Genomic DNA, 20,242 nt, shown 5'->3' with positions numbered 1-20,242 from the left:
CCCGCTTCGGATACGGGCCCACCTCGGCGCCTTCGGTGCTCGGCGCACTGGAGTGCGCCTGCGCGCCGAAGACGCCGATCTGGGCCCGTCTCCTGTGCGGGCGAGCCCCGCTCTGGGACGCGCGGACCGCCGAAGACGGCGAGCTGGGCCCATCTGCTGTGCGGGCGAGCGCCGCTCTGGGACGCGCGGACGAGGGGGTGGATAATTTTGCTGCGTTTGCGGGAGCATCGCGGTGGCGCAGCGCGTTCGCAGCTGCAAGCGGCTTGACGCTCCCCGGCGATTGACCGAGCTTGAGCCCGCAGGAGGGTCTGAGACCACGATGTCCGCTCCCATCGACAGGCGCCCCCGCGGCGTTGCTCCCGGCACCCAGCGCCCCGGCTCGGAGACGCCGCGCGCACGCATCGCGTCGATCCTCGCCCAGGCGGCGAGGGCCTACAGCGCGCGCCCTCCGATCGAGGACATCACGATGCCCACCGGCTTCGATCCGGCCGCCGTGGCGCTCTTCGAGACGATCATCGAGGCCGCGTTCCTCGTCGCGAACGCCGACGGCCACTTCGACGACGCCGAGCGCAAGCGCTTCCAGGACATCGTCGTGGACGCCTGCCAGAACCTCGTCCACGAGAAGCAGATCGAGGCGCTCATCGCCGACCTGTGCGAGATGCTCGCCGAGGATGGGATGGAGAAGCGCGTCAGCATGGTCGCCCGCACGATCGGGCGGACCGAGCATCAGCGCGAGGTGCTGCGCGTGGCGGCGTTCATGGCGCACGCCTCCAGCGGCGTGAGCGCGCCGGAGCGCGGCGTGCTGGAGCATCTCGCGCGCGGGTTCAAGCTCGACGCGGCTGCCGTCGACGAGGCGCTCGCGCAAGCAGCCGGGCCCGGGAGCGTGTAGCCGGGACATCCGCACGGCGGCGTGCGGTGCGCGACGTGCGGCGCGGGAGGGCTCGCCGCGGCGAGTCAAGCAGGGGGCGCGCTCGCTGCGACGAGTCAACGTCACGCGCACAGCGAATGAGCGTACGCGACGTCTCGGCACTGGTCTCGGGGAGCGCCTTTGATTAGTGTCCAGCGAGCCGATGAGCACCGCGACGTACTCCACCGACCGCCCGCAGAACGTCTCAGGGGCAAGCCTGGAGCCGCAGGCTGCCGTCGCACGGCACCCGCTCGACACGTGTGCCGACGACGTCATCAAGGTCCTGCGCGACGACGGCTCGCTCGACCCCGCGCACGATCCGAAGCTCGACCCGTCGGAGGTCGTCACCCTCTACAAGGCCATGGTGCGCGTGCGCCAGCTCGACGAGCGCCTCGTCGCGCTGCAGCGGCAGGGGCGCATCGGGTTCCACATCGGGTCGCTCGGCGAGGAGGCGGCGGTCCTCGGCAGCGTCGCCGCGACGCGGCCCCAGGACTGGGTGTTCCCTTGCTACCGCGAGTTCGGCGCCGCGCTCTGGCGGGGGCTGCCGCTCCAGCGGTACATCGACAACATGTTCGGCAACGCGAACGACACGGTGAAGGGGCGGCAGATGCCGGACCACTACACCTACCGCGAGGGGCACTTCGGCTCCGTGAGCTCGCCCATCGGCACGCAGATCACGCAGGCCGTGGGCTTCGCGTGGGCCGCGAAGCTGAAGCGCGACGAGCTCGCCTCGCTGGTCTACTTCGGCGACGGCGCGACGAGCTCCTCGGACTTCCACAACGGCCTGAACTTCGCGGGCGTGTTCAAGGTGCCGGTCGTCTTCTTCTGCCGGAACAACGGCTGGGCGATCAGCGTGCCGACCGAGCGCCAGACGTCGAGCAACACGTTCGCGGCCAAGGGCGTCGCGTACGGCGTCCCCGGGGTGCGGGTCGACGGCAACGACCTGTTCGCCGTCGTGAAGGTGACGCGCGACGCGATCGCGCGCGCCGCGCGCGGCGAGGGCGCGACGCTCATCGAGGCGATGACGTACCGCCTGTCGGGCCACTCGACGAGCGACGACCCGAAGGCGTACCGCCCCGACGCGTGGCTGGAGCCGTGGCGCCGGCTCGACCCGATCGCGCGGCTGCGGCGGCACCTGGAGCGCACCCACGGCTGGAGCGAGGCGCAGGACCGCGAGATCGAGGTGGCGGTCGACGCGGAGGTCAAGGCCTGCATCGCTGTCTCGGAGAAGGTGGCGCCGCCGTCGCTCGACTCGATGTTCGAGGACGTCTACGCGGAGCCGCCCTGGCACCTCGTCGAGCAGCGGGAGCAGCTCAAGGCAGGCCCGAGGCCCAAGGGCCACGGCGGCCACTAGGCCGCGCGGGCGCGGCGTGGACGGCGCGGGCGGCGGGGCGGCTCGCCGGGCAGCGCCGATGGCCGGGGTGGCGCCGCCGCCCGCGATCGACAGGGCCCCCAGGGGAGCGGGGGGCCTGTGAGGTTGCACTCCCACCTTCTGGCCGAGAGACGGAGACGAAGAGCATGCCTCAGATGAACATGGTCCAGGCGATCAACGACGCGCTACGCCACGAGATGCGGCGGGACGCGCGGGTCGTCGTGCTCGGCGAGGATGTCGGCAAGGTCGGGGGCGTGTTCCGCGTGACCCAGGGCCTGTTCGACGAGTTCGGGGACGATCGGGTGATCGACACGCCGCTCTCGGAGGGCGGCATCGTCGGGGCGGCGATCGGCATGGCCCTCTACGGGCTCGTGCCGGTCCCGGAGATCCAGTTCGCCGATTTCATCTACCCCGCGTACGACCAGATCGTGTCCGAGCTGGCGAAGTACCGCTACCGCTCGGGCGGCGAGTACCCGTCGAAGCTGGTGATCCGCACGCCGGTGGGCGGCGGCATCCGCGGCGGGCACTACCACTCGCAGTCGCCGGAGGCGCAGTTCATCCACGTGCCGGGGCTGAAGGTCGTGTGCCCGTCGAACCCGGCGGACGCGAAGGGGCTGCTGCTCTCGTCGATCCGGGATCCGGACCCGGTGCTGTTCTTCGAGCCGAAGCGCATCTACCGCGCGGCGAAGGGGGACGTCCCGGAGGGTGACTACACGGTGCCGCTCGGCAAGGCGAAGGTGGTCCGGCCGGGCTGGCACGCGACGCTCGTGGTCTGGGGCGCGATGCTCTACGAGGCGCTCGACGCGGCGAACCAGGCGGCCGCGCAGGGCGTCGAGTGCGAGGTGATCGACCTGCGCACGCTGTGGCCGCTCGACATCGACACCGTCGTCGAGTCGGTGAAGCGGACGGGCCGGGTGATCGTGGTGCACGAGGCGCCGAAGAGCTGCGGCCTCGGGGCCGAGCTCGTCGCGCTGGTCAACGAGAAGGCGTTCCTCCACCTCGAGGCGCCGCCGGTCCGGATCACGGGCTTCGACACCCCGTTCCCCTACACCCTCGAGAACGAGTACCTCCCGCTCTCGCACCGTATCCTTCCGGCGATCCTCGAGACGGCGAGGTACTGACGCATGGGCAAGTACGAGTTCAAGCTGCCGGACATCGGCGAGGGCGTGACCGAGGGGGAGATCGTGACCTGGCTGGTGTCCCCGGGCGACGTGGTCGCCGAGGACCAGCCGATGGTCGAGGTGATGACCGACAAGGCGACGGTGACGATCACGTCGCCGCGCGCGGGCCGGATCGTGGAGACGCGGGGCAAGGTGGGCGGGGTCGTCCCGGTCCACTCGGTGCTCGTCGTGTTCGACCTCGACGACAGGCCCGCCGCGCCGTCGCCCGCGTCGGGGACGGGGATGCGCCAGTCCGCCGCGAACGCCGCGAATACCGGCCCGGCGGAGCCGGCGGCGACGGCGGTCGGCGACATCAAGGAGGACCTGCCGGGGATGAACCTGGTGGCGCCCGCGCCGGCCGCCTGGATGAACGGCAGCATGGGCGCCGGCACGGCGGCGTACTTCAACGAGAAGCCGCTCGCGACGCCGGCGACGCGCAAGCTGGCGCGCGACCTCGGGGTCGACCTGCGGCGCGTGCCGCCGACCGGCCCGGGGGGCCGCGTGACCAAGGACGACGTGCGGGCGCTCGAGGCGCCCGAGGTGGAGCCCGAGACGGCACCGCTGCTGTCCGTGACGGCGCCGAGGGCGGCGGCGCCCCGGGGCGCGGGGGAGCGCGCGGCGGCGGCGGTGGAGCGCGCGGCGGCGGCGGCGGAGCGCGCGGCGGCGGCGGCGCCCGCCGGGCAGCTGGGGGAGGACCGCGGGCACGGGGCGGCCCGGCCCGACGGGGAGCGCGCGCGGAGGCTGCCCGAGTCGCCGGGCGACGAGCGCATCCCGCTGCGCGGCGTGCGCAAGCGGATCTTCGAGGGGATGTCGCGGTCGAAGCACACGGCGGCGCACTTCACCTTCGTCGAGGAGTGCGACGTCTCCGCGCTGAAGGAGCGCCGCGCGCGCCTGCGGCCGCTGGCCGAGAAGGCGGGCGTCAAGCTGACCTTCCTGCCCTTCTTCGTGAAGGCCGTCGTCGCCGCGCTCAAGAAGCACCCGACGCTGAACAGCACCTTCGACGAGGCCACGCAGGAGATCGTGGTCAAGAAGAGCTACCATATCGGGATCGCGTCCGCGACCGAGGCCGGGCTCATCGTGCCGGTCGTGCGCGACGCGGATCGCCGGAGCGTGCTGGACATCGCGAAGGAGATCGCGCGGCTCGGCGAGGACACGAAGTCGGGGCGGGTGAAGCCGGAGGATCTCGGCGGCTCGACGTTCACGATCACGTCGCTCGGCCAGCAAGGAGGCCTGTTCGCGACGCCGATCCTGAACTTCCCCGAGGTCGCGATCCTCGGGATCCACCAGATGAAGCAGAAGCCGGTGGTGCGCGACGGGCAGATCGTGATCGGCGAGGTGATGCTGCTGTCGCTGTCGTTCGATCACCGGATCATCGACGGTCACGTGGGGGCGGCGTTCGCGTACGAGATCATCGGGTATCTGGAGGATCCGGATCGGCTGTTCCTCGAGATGAGCTGAGCGCATCCCCGCCTTACCAGCGCGCGAGCCCATCTGGTGGGCTCGCCTGCGCGCTGCGCTGAGCGAGCGCCCCTGTCTCACCGGCCTCGCGAGCCCACCTGGTCGGCATCTTCTTCGTCGAGCCCTGTCACGATGTCATCGACAGGGTGGCTCCGGTGTGGGTCGTGGCGGGCGCTGGTTCGCGGAGGTGAACGGATGAGCCCGGCGCCTCGCCGGCTCATGGCGATGGCGATGCGCGCCGACCATGGCAGCATGCTTCGCACCAGCCGTCGTGGGGCTCATGTGGATACCACCATTCCCGTCTGCTCCGATCCCGGGGCGTCGTCCCGTTATGCCATCATCGCGGTCCTCTGCGAGGGCTCGGACACCCTTCTTTACCGGGGTGTGCGCGAAGACGACGGCGTTCCCGTGGTGCTCAAGGTCCTCCGGCGCGATCACGCGAGCCCGCGCGCTCTCGAGCGACTGCGTCACGAGTACGAGGTCGCCCGGGCTATCGACACCACGGCCGTCGTCAAGCCCTATGCGCTCGTGATGCTCGGCGATCAGCCGGCGCTGGTCCTGGAGGATTTCGGCGGCGTGTCGCTCGATCGGCTCCTGGAAGGGCCGACGCCGCTCGAACGCTTCTTCCCACTCGCCGTCGGCCTGGCGGAGGCGCTCGCCGGGCTGCATCGGCACGACGTCGTCCACAAGGACATCAAGCCCCAAAACCTGCTCCTCAACCCCACCACCGGCGAGGTGAAGATCACCGACCTGGGGATTGCGTCCCGGATCCCCCGCGAGCTCCAGCACCTCGCGCACGTCGGGCTCATCGAGGGGACGCTGGTTTACATGGCCCCGGAGCAGACGGGCCGGATGAACCGCTGGATTGACGATCGGACCGATCTTTACTCCCTCGGCGTCGTCTTCTACGAACTGCTGACTGGCGTGCTGCCGTTCCGGGCGAGTGATCCCGTCGAGTGGCTCTATTGCCACGTCGCCCAGAAGCCGGTCGCGCCGCACGCGATCGTCCCCTCGATTCCGCCGCTCCTGTCGGAGGTCGTGCTCAAGCTGCTCTCCAAGGCCGCCGAGGAGCGTTACCAGAGCGCGGCGGGCCTGCGGCACGATCTGGACGAGTGCTCCGCCAGGTGGCGGGCGAGCGGCACCATCCAGCCCTTCGCGCTCGGGGAGCGCGATCTCTCCAACCGGTTCCAGGTCCCGCAGCGGCTGTACGGGCGCGAGCGCGAGGTGGAGGCGCTGCTCGCCGTGTTCGAGCGGGTGGTGGCGCAGGGCCGGCCAGAGCTCGTGCTCGTATCGGGGTACTCGGGCATCGGCAAGTCGTCGCTCGTCGCCGAGCTGCACCGGCCGATCGCGAGGGAACGGGGATTCTTCCTCTCCGGCAAGTTCGATCAAACCGCGAGGGACGTCCCCTACCGCGCTTTCCTTCAGGCGTTCCGGGCGCTTCTGCAGGAGATCCTCTGCGCGAGCGAGGAGCAGGTCGAGCGCTGGAGACAGCGTCTCCGGGAGGCCCTCGGCGAAAGCGGCAGGCTGCTCGCCGATGTGCTCCCCGAGCTCACGCTGCTCCTCGGCCCCCAGCCGCCCGTGCCCGAGCTTCCGCCCACCGAGGCCCAGAGCCGGCTGCACGCGACCCTCCAGCGCGTCGTCGCGGTGTGCGCCCGGAAGGAGCACCCCATGGCGCTCTTCCTCGACGATCTGCAGTGGGCCGACGCGGCCAGCCTCCAGTTGCTCGAACAGCTCGCCACCTACACCGGGTCCGAGCACCTGCTGCTGATCGGCGCCTACCGCGACAACGAGATCGGCCCCGCGCACCCGCTGCGGCTCACGCTGGCCGAGGCGCGGAAGCGCGGCGCCGCCGTCTCCGAGCTCGTGCTCGCGCCGCTCTCCGCCGCCCACGTCGGGGCGCTCGTGGCCGAGACGGTCCACGCGCCCGAAGAGCAGGTCGAGCCGCTCACGCGGCTCGTCTATGAGAAGACGGGCGGCAACCCGTTCTTCGTGTTCCAGTTCCTGCTCGCGCTGCACCAGGAGGGGCTCATCGCCTTTGACGCGGAGCAGCGCAGGTGGCGGTGGGACATCGCCGCGATCCGCGACAAGGGGTTCACCGACAACGTCGTCGAGCTGATGGCGGGCAAGCTGATGCGGCTCTCGGTCCCGGCGCGGGACGCGCTCAAGCTCGCCGCGTGCCTCGGCAGCAGCCTGGACCTCGACACCCTCGCGATCGTCGCGGGCCGTCCGGCGGCGGAGCTCCGCGATGCGCTCGAGGAGGCCGTGCAGGAGGGGCTGCTGCTCCGCCGGGGCTCTGGCTATCGATTCCTCCATGACCGGGTGCAGCAAGCCGCTTACTCGCTCATCCCGGCGGGACAGCTCGCCGAGATGCACCTGGGGATCGGGCGGCTGCTCCTCTCGGCACAACGCGCGGAAGAGCGCGACGACGCGCTCTTCGACGTCGTCGGCCACCTCAACCGCGGCGCCGCGCTTCTACGTTCCCAGGCGGAGCGGGATGAGGTCGCGGCGCTGAACCTCCGCGCCGGCAGGAAGGCCAAGGCCGCCGCGGCCTTCCAGTCCGCCGCCGCGCTCTTCGCCGCGGGCCTTTCGCTGCTCGCGCCGGCCTCGTGGGAGGCGCGGCACGAGCTGACCTATGGCCTGACCTTCGAGCGCGCGCACATCGCGTACATCACCGGCCGCTTCGAGGAAGCCGAGCAGCGCCTGGAAGAGCTCATGGGTCGCGCGAGGACTCGGCACGAGACGGCCGCCGCCGCCGCGCTCGTCGTCGCGCTGAATGTCACCCGCGGGCAATACGCCCGCGCGGTGGAGATCGGGCTCTCGTGCCTCCGCGCGTGCGACATTGATCTGCCGCTCCACCCCACCGACGCACAGATTGAGACGGAGACCGAGAGCGTCTGGCAGGCCCTGGGCGATCGGGCCATCGAGGACCTGATCCATCTGCCCCCCATGACGCACCCGGAGATCAAGATCACGATGGGCGTCCTGCAGAGCGTGTCCCTCCCTGCGTTCTTCGTGGACCCGAACCTGTACAATCTCGTCGTCATGCGCATGGTCAAGCTCAGCCTGCGCCACGGCAACGCCGAGCACTCCGCTGTCGCGTACGCCGCCTTCGCAATGGTGATCAGCTCGAGGTTCGGGCGATATCAGGAGGCTTACCTGTTCGGCAGGCTTGGCCAGGACCTGGCGGACGGGAGCGGCCTCCTGACCACGAAATCGGCGGTGGTCGTCCTCTTCGGACACCATGTCGTCTTCTGGACACGCCACTACAGAGAGACGTATCCGTACACGCGCGACGGCTTCAGCGCCGCGGTCGAGTCCGGTGACCTGAACATGGCGTGCACCAACTGCATCTGGGCCGCGCTGTTCCCGCTGCTCTCTGGCGAGCCGCTGGAGGACGTGCTCCACGAGGTCAAGGAGCGCCTCGGTTTCGTGCACTGGGTCGGTTACACGTTTGCGCACAACGCCCTCCTCGGCGGCCACGCCATGATCCAGACGCTGCGCGGGAGGCCGGTCCGCTTCTCGATGCTGGACGGGTCCGAGCTGGATCCGCCGGCCTTCGAGGCGCAGCTGGAGGAGGCTGGGGAGCTGGAGGCCGCTCGCGACTTCTATCACAGCTTGAAGGCGCAGGCGCTCTTCGTGCTCGGCTCTCCCCGAGAGGCGCTCGCGGCGGCGACCCGCGCGATCGCCGAGCACCCCCCCAGGGTCGTGCCGCACGCGGTCATCGCCGAGAGCTTCTATTATCTCGCGCTCTCGCTCGCGGCCCTCTTCAACGAAGCGCGCGAGGCGCACGAGACGGGGCCCTCCCCGCAGCGGGAGCTCCCCGAGCGGCTCCTCGAGTGCGAGCGGCAGCTCGGCGAGTGGGCCAGGAGCGGCCCCGACAACTTCCTCCACAAGCACGCCCTGGTCCGCGCCGAGATCGCCCGGCTCCAGGGGCACGAGCCGGAGGCCAGCCGGCTCTACGAGCAGGCCATCGCGGCGGCGCGGGAGGGCGCCTTCGTCCAGCACGAGGCCATCGCCTGCGAGCTCGCCGCGGGGTTCTACCGCGGCCGCGGCCTCGCGACGCCCGCCGACAGCTACCTGCGAGAGGCCCGCGCCGCCTACTTCAGGTGGGGCGCCCACGCCAAGGTCGAGCAGCTCGATCAACGCTACCCCCACCTCGCCCTGCGCAAGCCGATCGCCCCGACCGTCACCTTCGCCGTACGAGCCGAGCAGTTCGACGTCCTGTCGGTGGTGAAGGCGTCGCAGAGCATCTCCGGCGAGCTCAAGCTCCCGCGGCTGCTCGAGACGCTGCTTCGCATCGCGGTCGAGCACGCGGGCGCCGAGGAGGGATGCGTCCTCCTGGTCCGAGAGGATCACCCGTGGATCGCGGCGATCGAGGTGCCGGGAGGCGCAGTGCGACTGCTCGGCTCGGACGAAGCGCGTTCGGCCGCGATGCCGCAGTCCATCCTCAACTACGTTCGCCGGAGCCACGAGCGCGTGCTGCTCGACGACGCCGCCGCCCGGCACCCCTTCATGGAGGACGAGTATTTCCGGCGCAAGCGCCCGAGATCGGTGCTGTGCCTCCCGATCGTGCGCCAAGGCCTCATCGGGCTGCTCTACCTGGAGAACAACCTCGTCACCGGCGCCTTCACTCCAGGGCGGCTCAGCGTCGTCGAGCTGCTCGCCTCGCAGTCAGCCATCTCGCTGGAAAACGCCATGCTCTACTCGGAGCTGGAGCAGGAGAACGCCGAGCGCCGGCGGGCGGAGCAGGCGCTCAAGGCCCACCAGGAGATGCTCCAGGCCATCGTCGACAACTCGGCGGCGAGCATCTACCTCAAAGATCGCGAGGGCCGGCTCCTGCTCGCCAACCGGCACATAGGCACCCTGCTGGGCGTGCGGAGCGAGCAGCTCCTCGGGAGGACCGATGCCGAGCTCTTCCCTGCTCCCGTCGCCGAGATGATCCGCGAGCACGACCGGAAGGTGCTGGAGGCGGGCGCGCCGATGGAGTGGGAGGAGACGATACCGCTGGAGGACGGGCTGCACACCTTCCTGTCGGTCAAATTCCCTCTTGGAGGGGGGGCCGTGCCCCACAGGCTCTGCGGCATCTCCACGGACATCACCGAGCGCAAGCGGGCCGAGCAGGCCGAGCGCTTCCTGGCCGAGGCGAGCCGCCAGCTGATGACGCTGGGTTACGGCGCGACGTTCGAGGACGTCGCGCAGCTCCCGGTGCCCGAGCTGTCGGATCAGTGCATCATCGAGGTGCGCTTCGAGGAAGGGACGCCGAGCACGACGGCCCTCGCAGGGGTGTCCGGCGAGCAGCTGGAAGCGCTGAAGGCCGCGCTGCGCGGCCTGGCGGAGGCGCCGCCGGCCGGAGCCGAGGAGGACGAGGGCCGCGTCACGCCGCGGTTTCAGCAGGTGCGTTCGCTCGACCCGCGGGTCAGGCCTCTCTGGCAGCAGCTCGGCGTTCATGCGTTCTTGCGGATTCCGCTGCTCGCGCGCGACCGGCATTTCGGCGTCATGACCCTGCTGGCGACCTCGCCCGAGCGCCGTTATGGTCCCGCCGACCTGCGGCTGGCCGAGGAGCTGGGGCGCCGCGCGGCGCTCGTGCTCGACAACGCCCGTCTGTATGCCGAGGCCCAGGAGGCGATCCAGCGGCGGGACGAGTTCCTCGTCGTCGCGTCTCACGAGCTCAAGACCCCGCTGACCTCGCTGCAGATGCAGGTGCAGGCGGTCGAGCGCCTGCTGCGCCGCCGCTCGCTCGCGGACGTCCCCCCGGAGCGGATCGAGAGGATGTTCCATATTCTCGGCCGCCAGATGTTGCGGCTCGGGCGCCTGGTCGACGAGCTGCTCGACGTCACGAGGTTGAACGCCGGGCGGCTGATGCTCGCGCGGGCGCCGGTCGATCTGGCGGAGCTGGCGCGCGAGGTCGTCGAGCGGATGCGCCCGCAGCTCGCGGAGTCCTGCTGCCGGACGCAGCTGGATCTGGAAGCGCCCGTGGTCGGGTGCTGGGATCCGTCTCGCGTGGAGCAGGTCGTCATCAACCTCCTGTCGAACGCGATGAAGTACGGCGCAGGCAAGCCTATCCTCGTCGGTGTGCGGCGGCAGGCCGAGCTCGCGCTGCTGGTCGTCCGGGATCAGGGGATCGGGATCGCCGAGGCCGATCAGGGCAGGATCTTCGAGCGCTTCGAGCGCGCGGTGTCGGTGCGGAACTTCGGCGGCCTCGGCCTCGGGCTGTACATCGTGCGCTCGGTCGTGATGTCGCACGGCGGATCCATCCGGGTGGAGAGCAAGCCAGGCGCGGGCGCGACGTTCGTGGTGGAGCTCCCGCTGAACCCGCCGGAGGCGGACGAGCCCGGCGCCGCGCCGGCCTGACCCTGCTTTCCGAACGCCAGCGCGCTCCTGCGCAGCCGTCGCCCCCCTCCTGCGCAGCCCCGGCACCCTCCTGCGCAGCCTTCGCCCCCCTCCTGCGCAGCCCCGGCACCCTCCTGCGCAGCCTTCGCCCCCTCCTGCGCACCTCTTTACGTATCCTATGTCACAATCGAGTGGCTCCTGCGCCGCCCCGGCGCCCTCCTGCGCACACCTTTTTGTGTCCTGCGCAACCAGCGCTCGACGCCTGCGCACCGCCGCCACCCCTCCTGCACTGCCCCCGGCACCCTCCTGCGCCGTCCCGGCACCCTCCTGCGCACGCAAGTACGTGAGCTACACAGCAATTTCTTTCTCCTGCGCATATCCAGACGTGAGCTATGCAACCCTTTGCGGCACCGGACCGGGCGGCGCGAGATCGTCCGAGACCACATGGGGCTTCGCGCAGCGCTCCTGCTCCGCGGCGAGGCGCCTCGCGAGCGCTTCCTGCGCGCCGTGCAGCGCTCTGGTGCGCCGTTTGTACACCGTGCTGAGGGGTATCTCTCTCATCTCGGCGATGTCTCTCATGGAGATCTCGTAGAGATCGTGCTGGAAAAGCACCGAGCGCAGCTCGAGCGGCAACTCCAGGACGAGTGATCTCAGCAGGCGCCGCCGCTCCGCTGCGAGGAGGAGCTCGACGGCCGTCGCGCCGCCGCCGGCCTTGCACAGCTCCGCGGGATCCGTGATGGCCTCGTTCCGCCTAGAAGCCTTCGCGTGGTAATGCGAAGCCAGATTCACCGTGATGCCGTTCAGCCACCGCGCGACCGAGCCGTGCGCCGGGTCATGGCGGCCAAAGCTCGAGAACGCCGCGAGGAACACTTCCTGGCTCAGGTCGTGTCGATCGCGCTCGGGCACGCGGAGCTTGCCGAGCCATCGGTGGACGCGCCGGATCATCTCCGCCTGAAAGAGGGAGCTGAAGGCGTGCTCGCGGTCGGTGTCCGCCCCAGGCTTCACCTCCTTGTACGGAGATCCAGGCGGATCCGTCGTCCGCGGCGCGATGCGAGGCGCGCCCGATGCCCCAGCACAAGCCGTCCTGTCGTGTCGCACCACAGGCGCCGACTCCTCGGCGAAGATGTGTGATCCGATGCAATGCACGATTGCCCCACGTGGCGGCAACGCCACAAGCTCCATGGCTCGCCTCTGGTCAAAATGTGAATGCTCCGCGCGCCCCCTCGTTCGCGCGCGGACGCGCCCGCGCACGAGGCGCTCAATCCCCCGTTGGCTGCGACCACGAACCACGGTGGTCCCGCACGACCTTCGTCACGAAGGCCGCCTCACGCGCGGCGATCGCCTACCGCGCCGCCCTCACCTGAGCCGGTCGAGCAGCGCTTCGCGCTCCGCCGCCAGGCGCCCGCGCGGAAACCGCCGTCCGTGCTCCTCCAGCAGGCGCCGCGCCTCGACGAGCGACACGATGTCACCGGCCTCCACGGCTGCCCGGGCGCGGGCGACCAGATCGCGTTCGCGGGCTCCGTCCGCCGGGCGCTGCCTCGATGGCCGGCCTGCCGGCGCGGCAAGGGCGAGAGAGGCCTTGGCTGGCGCTTCGTGCGCCGAGCGGGCGGACATGGTCGTGGCCTCCGCAAGCTCGCTCGGGGCTTGCGCGCCCGGCAGCGCGAGCGCGGTGGAGACCAGGGCAGCCACAGCCATGGGGCTCTGGACGGGCTCGGCCGGCTCGACGTGGCTCGTGACGAGCACCGCGAGCGCCGCCGCAAAGGCGATGACCACCCCTTCCGCCATCGACCGCGTGGGGCCGTCTCGCCACGGCCAGCGCCGCGCGAAGAGCCAGGGCGGAAAGAGCACGGCGCGCAGCCGGCGAGCGCCGCGCCCTCGTTGCCTCGACGCCCACCGGGCCGCCGCCTCGTCGAACTCCTCCCAGGCCCGGCGGAGGCGGCTCCTCGCCGTCTCGAGAGGGATCTCCTGCTCGCGGGCGACCTCGGCGATCGGCCGCTCCAGGAGCTCGCACGCGATGAAGACCCCACGATGCCGCTCGCCGATGTGACCGATGAGCTCCCGCACGAGAGCCGCCTCCTGGCGAGCGATGGCGTGCTCCTCGGGGCTCGGACGCTCATCGCGTAGCGCCGCCTCGTCAAAGCCCGTGAGCGCCTCCTCGCGCCTGCGCGCTCCCCGGCGGTGATCGCGGGCCGTGTTCAGCACGACGCTGTCGCGCCACGCGCCCGGGTTCCTGGCCGATCGGGCCTGCTCTCGCCTTTGCCACAGCCGGACCATCGCTTCCTGCATGACGTCCTCGAGGTCCCGGGTGGGCACCCCGACATAAGCGACGAGCGACTTCACGCGCGCGGGCGGATGGGGGGTCGGCGTTGCTCGGTCCACGATCCAGCAGACGATCCGGGCCCGGTCCGAAGGTTCAACAATCGACCGAGCCCCCGGAAGAAGGTGAGACAGACGGCGCCGCCGTGCGCGATCGCGAAGAGGAGAAACAGGGGCCAGCGCGGGGGCCTCCCCTCGGGCCGCAGCGCTGGCCGCCGGGGGAGCTGATCCGTTGCCCGGCGACGCCATGACCGCCTTCCTCTTCCGCTTCCGCCCTCCTGATCCCCCTGGTGGAACCAAGACACCAGGACGTTCCTTCATCGATGCTTCGATTCTCCTTCGCTCATCGTTCCAGTGACGATTCTGGCCGTCCTGAACGCGGTCGTTGACCAGGATTCCCAGCGGTTCCGGGAGACGGCTCGTTGACATGGGTCCGCGTGAAGGATACTCAGGGCGGCGTGCGTCACGCGCTGTGCGCCTTCATGCCGTGCTTCTTCATGGGAGTCGCCGCGGTGGAGGGCGTGGCGATCGCGAGCGAGCCCCATGCCGTCTCGGATCCGCGCGAGACATCGACCGTGGCGAGCTCGCTGCACCGCGCTCGGCAGGCGCGCGATGCGGGACGGTGGGTCGAGGCCGAGGCGGCGTACGAGGCGGCCCTGACGGCGGCCGACGCGGCCTGGACGACCGACGCGGAGCGCGCCGAGATCGCCGCGGAGCTCGGCCTGTGCGAGCTCGCGCTGGGCAGGTATCGAGACGCGGCCGACCACCTGGCGCAGAGCTTGAGGCACCGCGATGCGCTCCGCGGCGGGCTGGCGGAGCGGGTCGAAGAGGGATTGAAGAAGGCCGAGAGCCGGGTGGTGACGTTCTACCTGGGTGTGAGCCCACCGGACGCCGAGGTCTTCGTCGATGGAAAGCCGGTGGGGCGCCCGGCGCCGACCTACGAGCTGTTCCTGGAGCCGGGGCGCCACACGGTGCGGGCGCGGCTCACGGGCCACACGGAAGCGGTGAGCGCGTTCGAGGGGCAGGCCGGCAAGGACAGCTCGCTGACCCTGAAGCTGCCTCGCGCGCCAGAGCGCGGCGAGGCGGGGGCGGCCGGCGCCGGGCCGGCGCGGGCGGTGCGGCCGGTGGATCCGGCGGCGCAGCCGGCGGTGCGGCCGGCGCTCCCCCTGACGGAGCTGCGGGTCGGGGGCGCGGCGCTGGCGACGGCGGCGCTGGCGGCCGGCACGGTATTCCTGCTGCGGGCCGACGTGATCGACGGCAACATGGCCGAGCGCGAGATCGTGTTCCGCGGGCAAGGCTGGACGCGGACGACGTGCTGGTGGCCGAACGCGCCCTCGGCCTGCACGGAGATTCGCAACGACCTGGCCGAGCGGGATCTGTTCGCCACGATCGGCAGCGTGGCGCTGGCGACGGGGGCGGTGTTCGGGGTCGCGACGGCGGCGTCGTTCGTTGCGGAGGGGTGGCTCCTCCGCGAGACGCCGGTCCGCAGTGGCGTGCAGGTGGTGCCGAGCGCGACGGGAACGCAGGCCGGACTCGTCCTTCAGGGCGTGTGGTGAGGCGAGGAGGGGCGATGGGGATGCGCGGGGGGCGAGGTCGAGCAAGGCTGCGTTCGGTCGCGCTGATCGTGCTCGGCTGCGGAAGCGCCGCGGGGGCCGCCGGCTGTTCTTATGCCGAGGACTGCGCGAGGAGTTTCACGTGCCATCCGCTCCCCGGCGAGACGCCGCCGGTGCTGCCGGCGTCGCCGTGCGACGGCGATCCCGCGACGAGCCCGGCGAAGGACGGGTGCGGGGTGTTCGTCGCGCGGCACGGGGACGACGCGAGCGACGGGACGAGGGAAGCGCCCGTGAGGACGCTGCGGCGCGCGGTGGAAAAGGCGTCGGAGCCCGGGGGGACGCGGCGGGTGTATGCCTGCGCGGAGGACTTTGGGGAGGCGGTCACGCTGCCGTCGGGCGTCGCGATCTGGGGCGGCCGGGACTGCGGCGCGGAGGCGTGGACCTGGGGCGGCGTGGAGAGCTTCACCGGGATCGCGCCGGCGCCGGAGCAGGTGCCGCTCACCGTGGAGACGCGCCAGGCGAGCATGACGTCGGTGGTGTTCGGCGTGCGGCTCGTGGCGGCGGACGCGACCTCGCCCAGCGGGTCGTCGATCGGGATGATCGTGCGCGAGGGCGCGGCGGTGGAGGTGGTGTCGAGCGAGATCCTGGCGGGGAACGGGGCCGATGGGGCGGACGGGGACGATGGTGCTCCCCGAGACCAGCCATGGCGGGCGCCTGATGGGGCGCCTGGCCATTCAGGCGCGCCCGGGTGCCTCGCGGACTGGGCCGAGGGCGCTCCGGCGGCGGTGACCGTGTGCGAGGACGGCACGACGTCCATCGGCGGCCCGGGTGGCGACGGTGACGTCGCTGCGGGCGCCGACGGCGCGGAAGGTGCACCGGCGCCTGGCGTGGCACCAGGGTCTGGCTCGGTGGACGATGGTGAAGGGGGAAGGGGCGGGGCGATGAGCTGTACCCCCGGCAAGAGGGGAGGCGATGGGAAGCCCAGCGCGAACGGGGTTGGAGGCGGGACAGGATTGGAGGAGCCGCTCAAGTACGGGAGCATCAGCGCGCACGGCTGGCAGGGGTTCTCGGGACAGGACGGCCACAACGGGGGCATCGGCCAGGGCGGCGGCGGCGGGGGCGGCGTTGGACCGAACGGGCAGTGCCGCCCCGTGGATCCGCAAGGCGGACCGTCCGGCGGCTCGGGCGGGGGCGGCGGCTGCGGGGGGCGTGGTGGCCGGGGGGGCGGCTACGGGGGCGGTAGCTTCGGCATCATCGCCCTGCATGCTCACGTCCTGGTGGACAAGACCGACATCATCACCGGCAATGGGGGGCGCGGCGGTAACGGCGGGAGGGGGCAAGAGGGTGGCAAAGGCGGGCCACGCGGCGCCCCTGGAGCTATCCCAGGTACGGCCTACTTTGCATGCGAGGGTGGGTTCGGCGGTACCGGAGGCAAAGGTGGCCATGGCGGCGGAGGGCTTGGGGGCATTTCCGTCGCCGTCGCTCGCGTGGACAGCAGCGTTCACCTCACGGAAAGCGCTCAATGGAGCCTATCAGGCGCCCCCGGTGCCGGTGGATTCGGACCCGATCCGGACGAGGAGCCAGCCAAAGGGCAGCCCGGCATGAGTTCTCCTCTCTGGGATTTCCCGGAGCTGGTCGTGCCGCCTCAATGAGGTGGTCCGCACGGGGATGAACAGGAAGAGAGGATCATGAAGATCACAGTCGGTGCATGGGTCCTTCTGCTGTGCTCCCCGACCGTCCTGGGGTGCGGAACGGAAACGTCGACCCCACCGTGCGCGGACGGGGGCACCTGCAATGCCGAGCCTTCGGAGCAGGCGTGTCTCGAAGGCCTCGCCGCGCTGCGTGTGCAAGATGGTTGCGGGGTGTTCGCGAGCACGACCCAGGGAGACGACGACAACCCCGGCACGATGAATAGGCCGGTGAAGACGCTTGCCCGCGCGATCGCGCTCGCGCCGCGTGCACGGGGGCGGGTGTTCGCCTGCACCGAGCCTTTCCTCCATGATGTCACGTTACCGTCCGGCATCGATCTGTATGGCGGCTTCAGTTGCTGGGCGGGATGGAAACACGCCACGGAAACGTGGAGCCCCGAGTATGTGGCGTCGATCCAGCCAGGATCGTCGTCGGTGGTCGCACCGCTCACCGTGGTGGCAGCGCAGGACGACGGCGAGGTGGCCACCGACGGTGTATCCACGATCGTGGACCTGCACGTAATCGCCGATTTCGCATCGGAGGAGTCGAGCCCCTCTACCATCGCGATGAGGCTCTGGCCGGGTGCGGTCGTCGAGGTGCTTCGGAGCGTGATCCAGACGAGCTACGGCTGGAGAGGTGCTGACGGCGCGAACGGGGCGAACCTTGCCCTACCGGGATCGGGCGCATACGGGGAGATCGGCGCTATCGGGACGGACGCTTGTTCGGCCGCCACGGTGACCGGCGGGCCCGCCGTGATGACCGTGTGCGGCGACCTGATATCGACCGGCGGCAAAGGGGGCGACGGGACCCCGGACCGCGGCGGCGATGGCGAGGACGGCAAGCCGCTGCCGACCCCAAACTCCAGGGACGCAGGCCTGGGCGGCGTAGGCGCGAAGGACGGCGCCCCGTGCGAGGACGGTCGCCGTGGGAATGACGGCGCGCCGGGCGCGCCCGGCGTCGGCGGCCAGGGTGGACGCCTCACCGAGGCTGGGTGGGAAGGCGTGCCCGGCAGTCAAGGCGGCACGGGAGCGCCCGGCCAGGGGGGCGGCGGCGGAGGCGGCGCACCAGGTGGCCGGAGCAGCTGCGGCAACCCGGCGCTGGGCGGTGCGTCGGGCGGCTCGGGCGGCGGTGGCGGCTGCGGCGGCACGGGCGGCGGTGGCGGCGCGCCGGGCGGCGCGAGCATCGCGATCTTCGTCCATCCGGGCAGCAAGCTTACCCTGCAGGAGACCCGGGTCGTCACGGTCGGAGGCGGTTCCGGCGGCGGGGGCGGGCGAGGCCAGATGGGCGGGCAGGGCGTGCAAGGAGGCCCACCGGGGCGAGCGCCGGCCATGGGAGGCGAGTACGCCTGCCGAGGAGGCTACGGTGGCTGGGGCGGTACGGGCGGCTACGGCGGCGGGGGCTCCGGCGGGCCCTCGATCGGCGTCGCCCATGCCGACAACGAGCAACTCACCCTGGATCGCGTCACGTTCGAGATCGGCCCAGGGGGCCGGGGCGGCATCGCGGATGTCGAGGACGAGACGCGCGACAAGGCGAACCGAGGCAGCGACGGCTTCGCTGCCGAGACGATGCGCTTCTCGCCGTAGGGTCTGCGCCCTGGATTGCCGCCCGCGACCGCTCTCCCTTGCCCGATCGGGAGCAGGGGCGGACGAGCGAGCTAAGCTTGAGCTTGTTGCGCGCGAGCGGTCATCGTGCAACGAGAGCTATCCGACCGCCGACCGCACCGTCAGCCGTGACGAGGCGAGTTGCGCAAGGTGTACCTCGTACATCAAAGCGACACACTTAGGTGCGATCAGCGTCGTACGCGACAGTACCTCCAGTGGACACCGGTGGTTCCATTGCAATGGTCGTCAGCTGATCCAGTATCTTCTCGCATCCCGCACGCCATCAGAACGCCTTCTCGCCTACCCAACGACCAATGATAAGCTGCGCGCCGCACAGCGACGCATCAGCTTCATCGATTGATTGAGCAGCTAACGCTTCGGCCGTTTCGCCGCCGGAGACTTATGGGAATCCGCCGCGCTCACGCTGGCCACCTTAGCAGTTGGCTTCGCTCGGGACGCCTTACTGTGAGTGCCCGCCGGTGATTGGGGCGGGGCCGATGTTGCAACTGTCGGCGCATTCCCACCGCTTACCGGAGTCGCCCGGGCGTGAAACATGGTTGCGACCTGACCAAGAAATCGCTTGCCGGATTCCGACAGCACCATTCGCTGCCAGTGCACACCGTTAGGCACCTTACTAAATTCCATGAGTCCATAGACCGCCAATGGCGAGGCGACGCGGTGAAACAGCTGTTGCTCCCATTCGCTCGCTATAGCTGCACTCGATACTCCTTTGGCCAAATAGGATTTTGATCCATACGCAGCCGAAAGCAGATCGACGCTCTGGCTCTGGCCATTCTGGGTGAGTACGACCTTTTCCGCTTGGAGCACTTCATAGAGCTCTTCAAAGGTGCGTCCGTTGTACTGCCCTCGCGACGTCACCTCTCCCCGGAGTCGCTGGACTTTGGCCTCCAGCACTGCGTTTTTTTGTTGCAATGACGCTGCCAACTGCGTCGCCGCTCCCAAATCGGCGACAACTTGCGCCGTTGCAGTCGAGTCCTTACCGGAAATCCAACCGGCGAATTCGTGGCGCCGCTCAAGCTCGCGTATACTCTGCGCTACGGCGAGCCGGATATCTTTCTCATCATCGACAAACTTGCACATTCGCGATGTCACGAGCGCCTGAAAGGCCTTGAGCTTTTCCGGATTGGATCGCTCCACGATCTCATCAAGCGACTGGCCAGCTCGCACCTTAGCATTCACAAATGCTTCAGAGAGCACAACCGCAAAAAACGGCTTCTTGGAACTGTAAGCATACTCATACTCTAGCTCGGTATAGCTGCAGCCGCTCTTCGGCTCAAGGCTGCCATAACGGCGACCGAGAACGAGCATGAAGATGTCTGACTCGTCGATCCACCTACGGATTACCTCAAGTTGCTCCTCATTTCCGGCAGCGAAGAGCTCCATTCCTGCGGGAATGTGCCCGTTCTCCAGAATTGCCGTGACTGCGGCTTGACGCTCGGAGCGGAGATCCAGGTACGTGGACGAGACAAATACTTGGAGCTTGCGTTGAGGAGAAGTTGCCATCTGCATCCAGTCAGGTGAATTGCGTATGGACGGTGACATACCGCGAGCAGGGATCGCCATCCACCGATATGTAGAATTTTCCGGCTTATCCGATATCGCGCTGGTTGATCGATTTCACTTTTTGGCTCGGGAGCACAGGGCGGCCCGCACGCTACGCCATGTCTGCTTGTCCGCCCTATCAGTCGATTAGTCAACCGAAGCCGCCGGACCAGGTCTGTCTAGATCGTCGCCTGTTGTGACCTCCCCCTGGGAAGTCTCACGGATCGGCTCTGCACCGCAAGGCCCAGATGCTGTCCAGTGCCATAGGGTAGATCCACCTAACACCGGCGGCA

The 20,242-nt window shown here is 70.0% G+C and carries 11 protein-coding genes; 8 read left to right on the top strand and 3 right to left on the bottom strand.

Features of this window, described 5'->3' with window-relative positions; all coding sequences use genetic code 11:
- The first annotated feature begins 319 nt into the window (after positions 1-319).
- The 5 genes from WME89_RS10485 to WME89_RS10465 all read left to right on the top strand — a co-directional run bounded on the left by WME89_RS10485 (position 320) and on the right by WME89_RS10465 (position 11,248).
- Positions 320-889 (top strand): tellurite resistance TerB family protein, encoded by a 570-nt coding sequence (locus tag WME89_RS10485; protein WP_438009078.1) that lies wholly within the window; start codon positions 320-322, stop codon positions 887-889.
- A 181-nt stretch (positions 890-1,070) separates the two neighbouring features.
- Positions 1,071-2,261 carry a thiamine pyrophosphate-dependent dehydrogenase E1 component subunit alpha gene (locus WME89_RS10480; protein WP_438009077.1) on the top strand — a complete coding sequence of 397 codons (1,191 nt, stop codon included), beginning with the start codon at positions 1,071-1,073 and terminating at the stop codon, positions 2,259-2,261.
- A 164-nt stretch (positions 2,262-2,425) separates the two neighbouring features.
- On the top strand, positions 2,426-3,400 hold the full coding sequence (locus WME89_RS10475) for an alpha-ketoacid dehydrogenase subunit beta (protein ID WP_437625001.1): 975 nt from the start codon (positions 2,426-2,428) through the stop codon (positions 3,398-3,400).
- A gap of 3 nt (positions 3,401-3,403) precedes the next feature.
- A complete protein-coding gene (locus WME89_RS10470) occupies positions 3,404-4,897 on the top strand; it encodes a dihydrolipoamide acetyltransferase family protein (protein WP_438009076.1) in 1,494 nt (497 codons plus the stop codon).
- Between the two features lie 282 nt (positions 4,898-5,179).
- Positions 5,180-11,248 carry an AAA family ATPase gene (locus tag WME89_RS10465; protein ID WP_438009075.1) on the top strand — a complete coding sequence of 2,023 codons (6,069 nt, stop codon included), beginning with the start codon at positions 5,180-5,182 and terminating at the stop codon, positions 11,246-11,248.
- A 369-nt stretch (positions 11,249-11,617) separates the two neighbouring features.
- Here WME89_RS10465 and WME89_RS10460 read toward each other — a convergent pair whose 3' ends face one another.
- Both WME89_RS10460 and WME89_RS10455 read right to left on the bottom strand, forming a co-directional pair.
- Positions 11,618-12,232: an RNA polymerase sigma factor gene (locus WME89_RS10460; RefSeq protein WP_438009074.1), complete on the bottom strand. Its 615-nt coding sequence runs from the start codon at positions 12,230-12,232 to the stop codon at positions 11,618-11,620.
- Positions 12,233-12,583: 351 nt separating this feature from the next.
- A complete protein-coding gene (locus WME89_RS10455) occupies positions 12,584-13,606 on the bottom strand; it encodes an RNA polymerase sigma factor (protein ID WP_438009073.1) in 1,023 nt (340 codons plus the stop codon).
- Between the two features lie 395 nt (positions 13,607-14,001).
- Here WME89_RS10455 and WME89_RS10450 point away from each other — a divergent pair, with 395 nt between their 5' ends.
- The 3 genes from WME89_RS10450 to WME89_RS10440 all read left to right on the top strand — a co-directional run bounded on the left by WME89_RS10450 (position 14,002) and on the right by WME89_RS10440 (position 18,368).
- Entirely contained in the window at positions 14,002-15,099 is a 1,098-nt protein-coding gene (locus WME89_RS10450; protein WP_438009072.1) for a PEGA domain-containing protein, read from the top strand.
- A gap of 14 nt (positions 15,100-15,113) precedes the next feature.
- The gene (locus WME89_RS10445; protein ID WP_438009071.1) at positions 15,114-16,748 is read left to right on the top strand and encodes a hypothetical protein; all 1,635 of its coding nucleotides are present in this window, start codon (positions 15,114-15,116) and stop codon (positions 16,746-16,748) included.
- A gap of 471 nt (positions 16,749-17,219) precedes the next feature.
- Positions 17,220-18,368, top strand: a complete 1,149-nt coding sequence (locus WME89_RS10440) for a hypothetical protein (RefSeq protein WP_438009070.1) — start codon at positions 17,220-17,222, stop codon at positions 18,366-18,368.
- A 387-nt stretch (positions 18,369-18,755) separates the two neighbouring features.
- Here WME89_RS10440 and WME89_RS10435 read toward each other — a convergent pair whose 3' ends face one another.
- Positions 18,756-19,970 carry a DUF4062 domain-containing protein gene (locus WME89_RS10435; RefSeq protein WP_438009069.1) on the bottom strand — a complete coding sequence of 405 codons (1,215 nt, stop codon included), beginning with the start codon at positions 19,968-19,970 and terminating at the stop codon, positions 18,756-18,758.
- Positions 19,971-20,242 lie beyond the last annotated feature (272 nt).

The organism is Sorangium sp. So ce321 (assembly GCF_051530195.1).
Taxonomy (GTDB): Bacteria; Myxococcota_A; Polyangia; order Polyangiales; family Polyangiaceae; genus Sorangium.
Note: the sequence above shows the minus strand (reverse complement) of the source record. Positions and strands in the feature narration are given on the sequence as shown.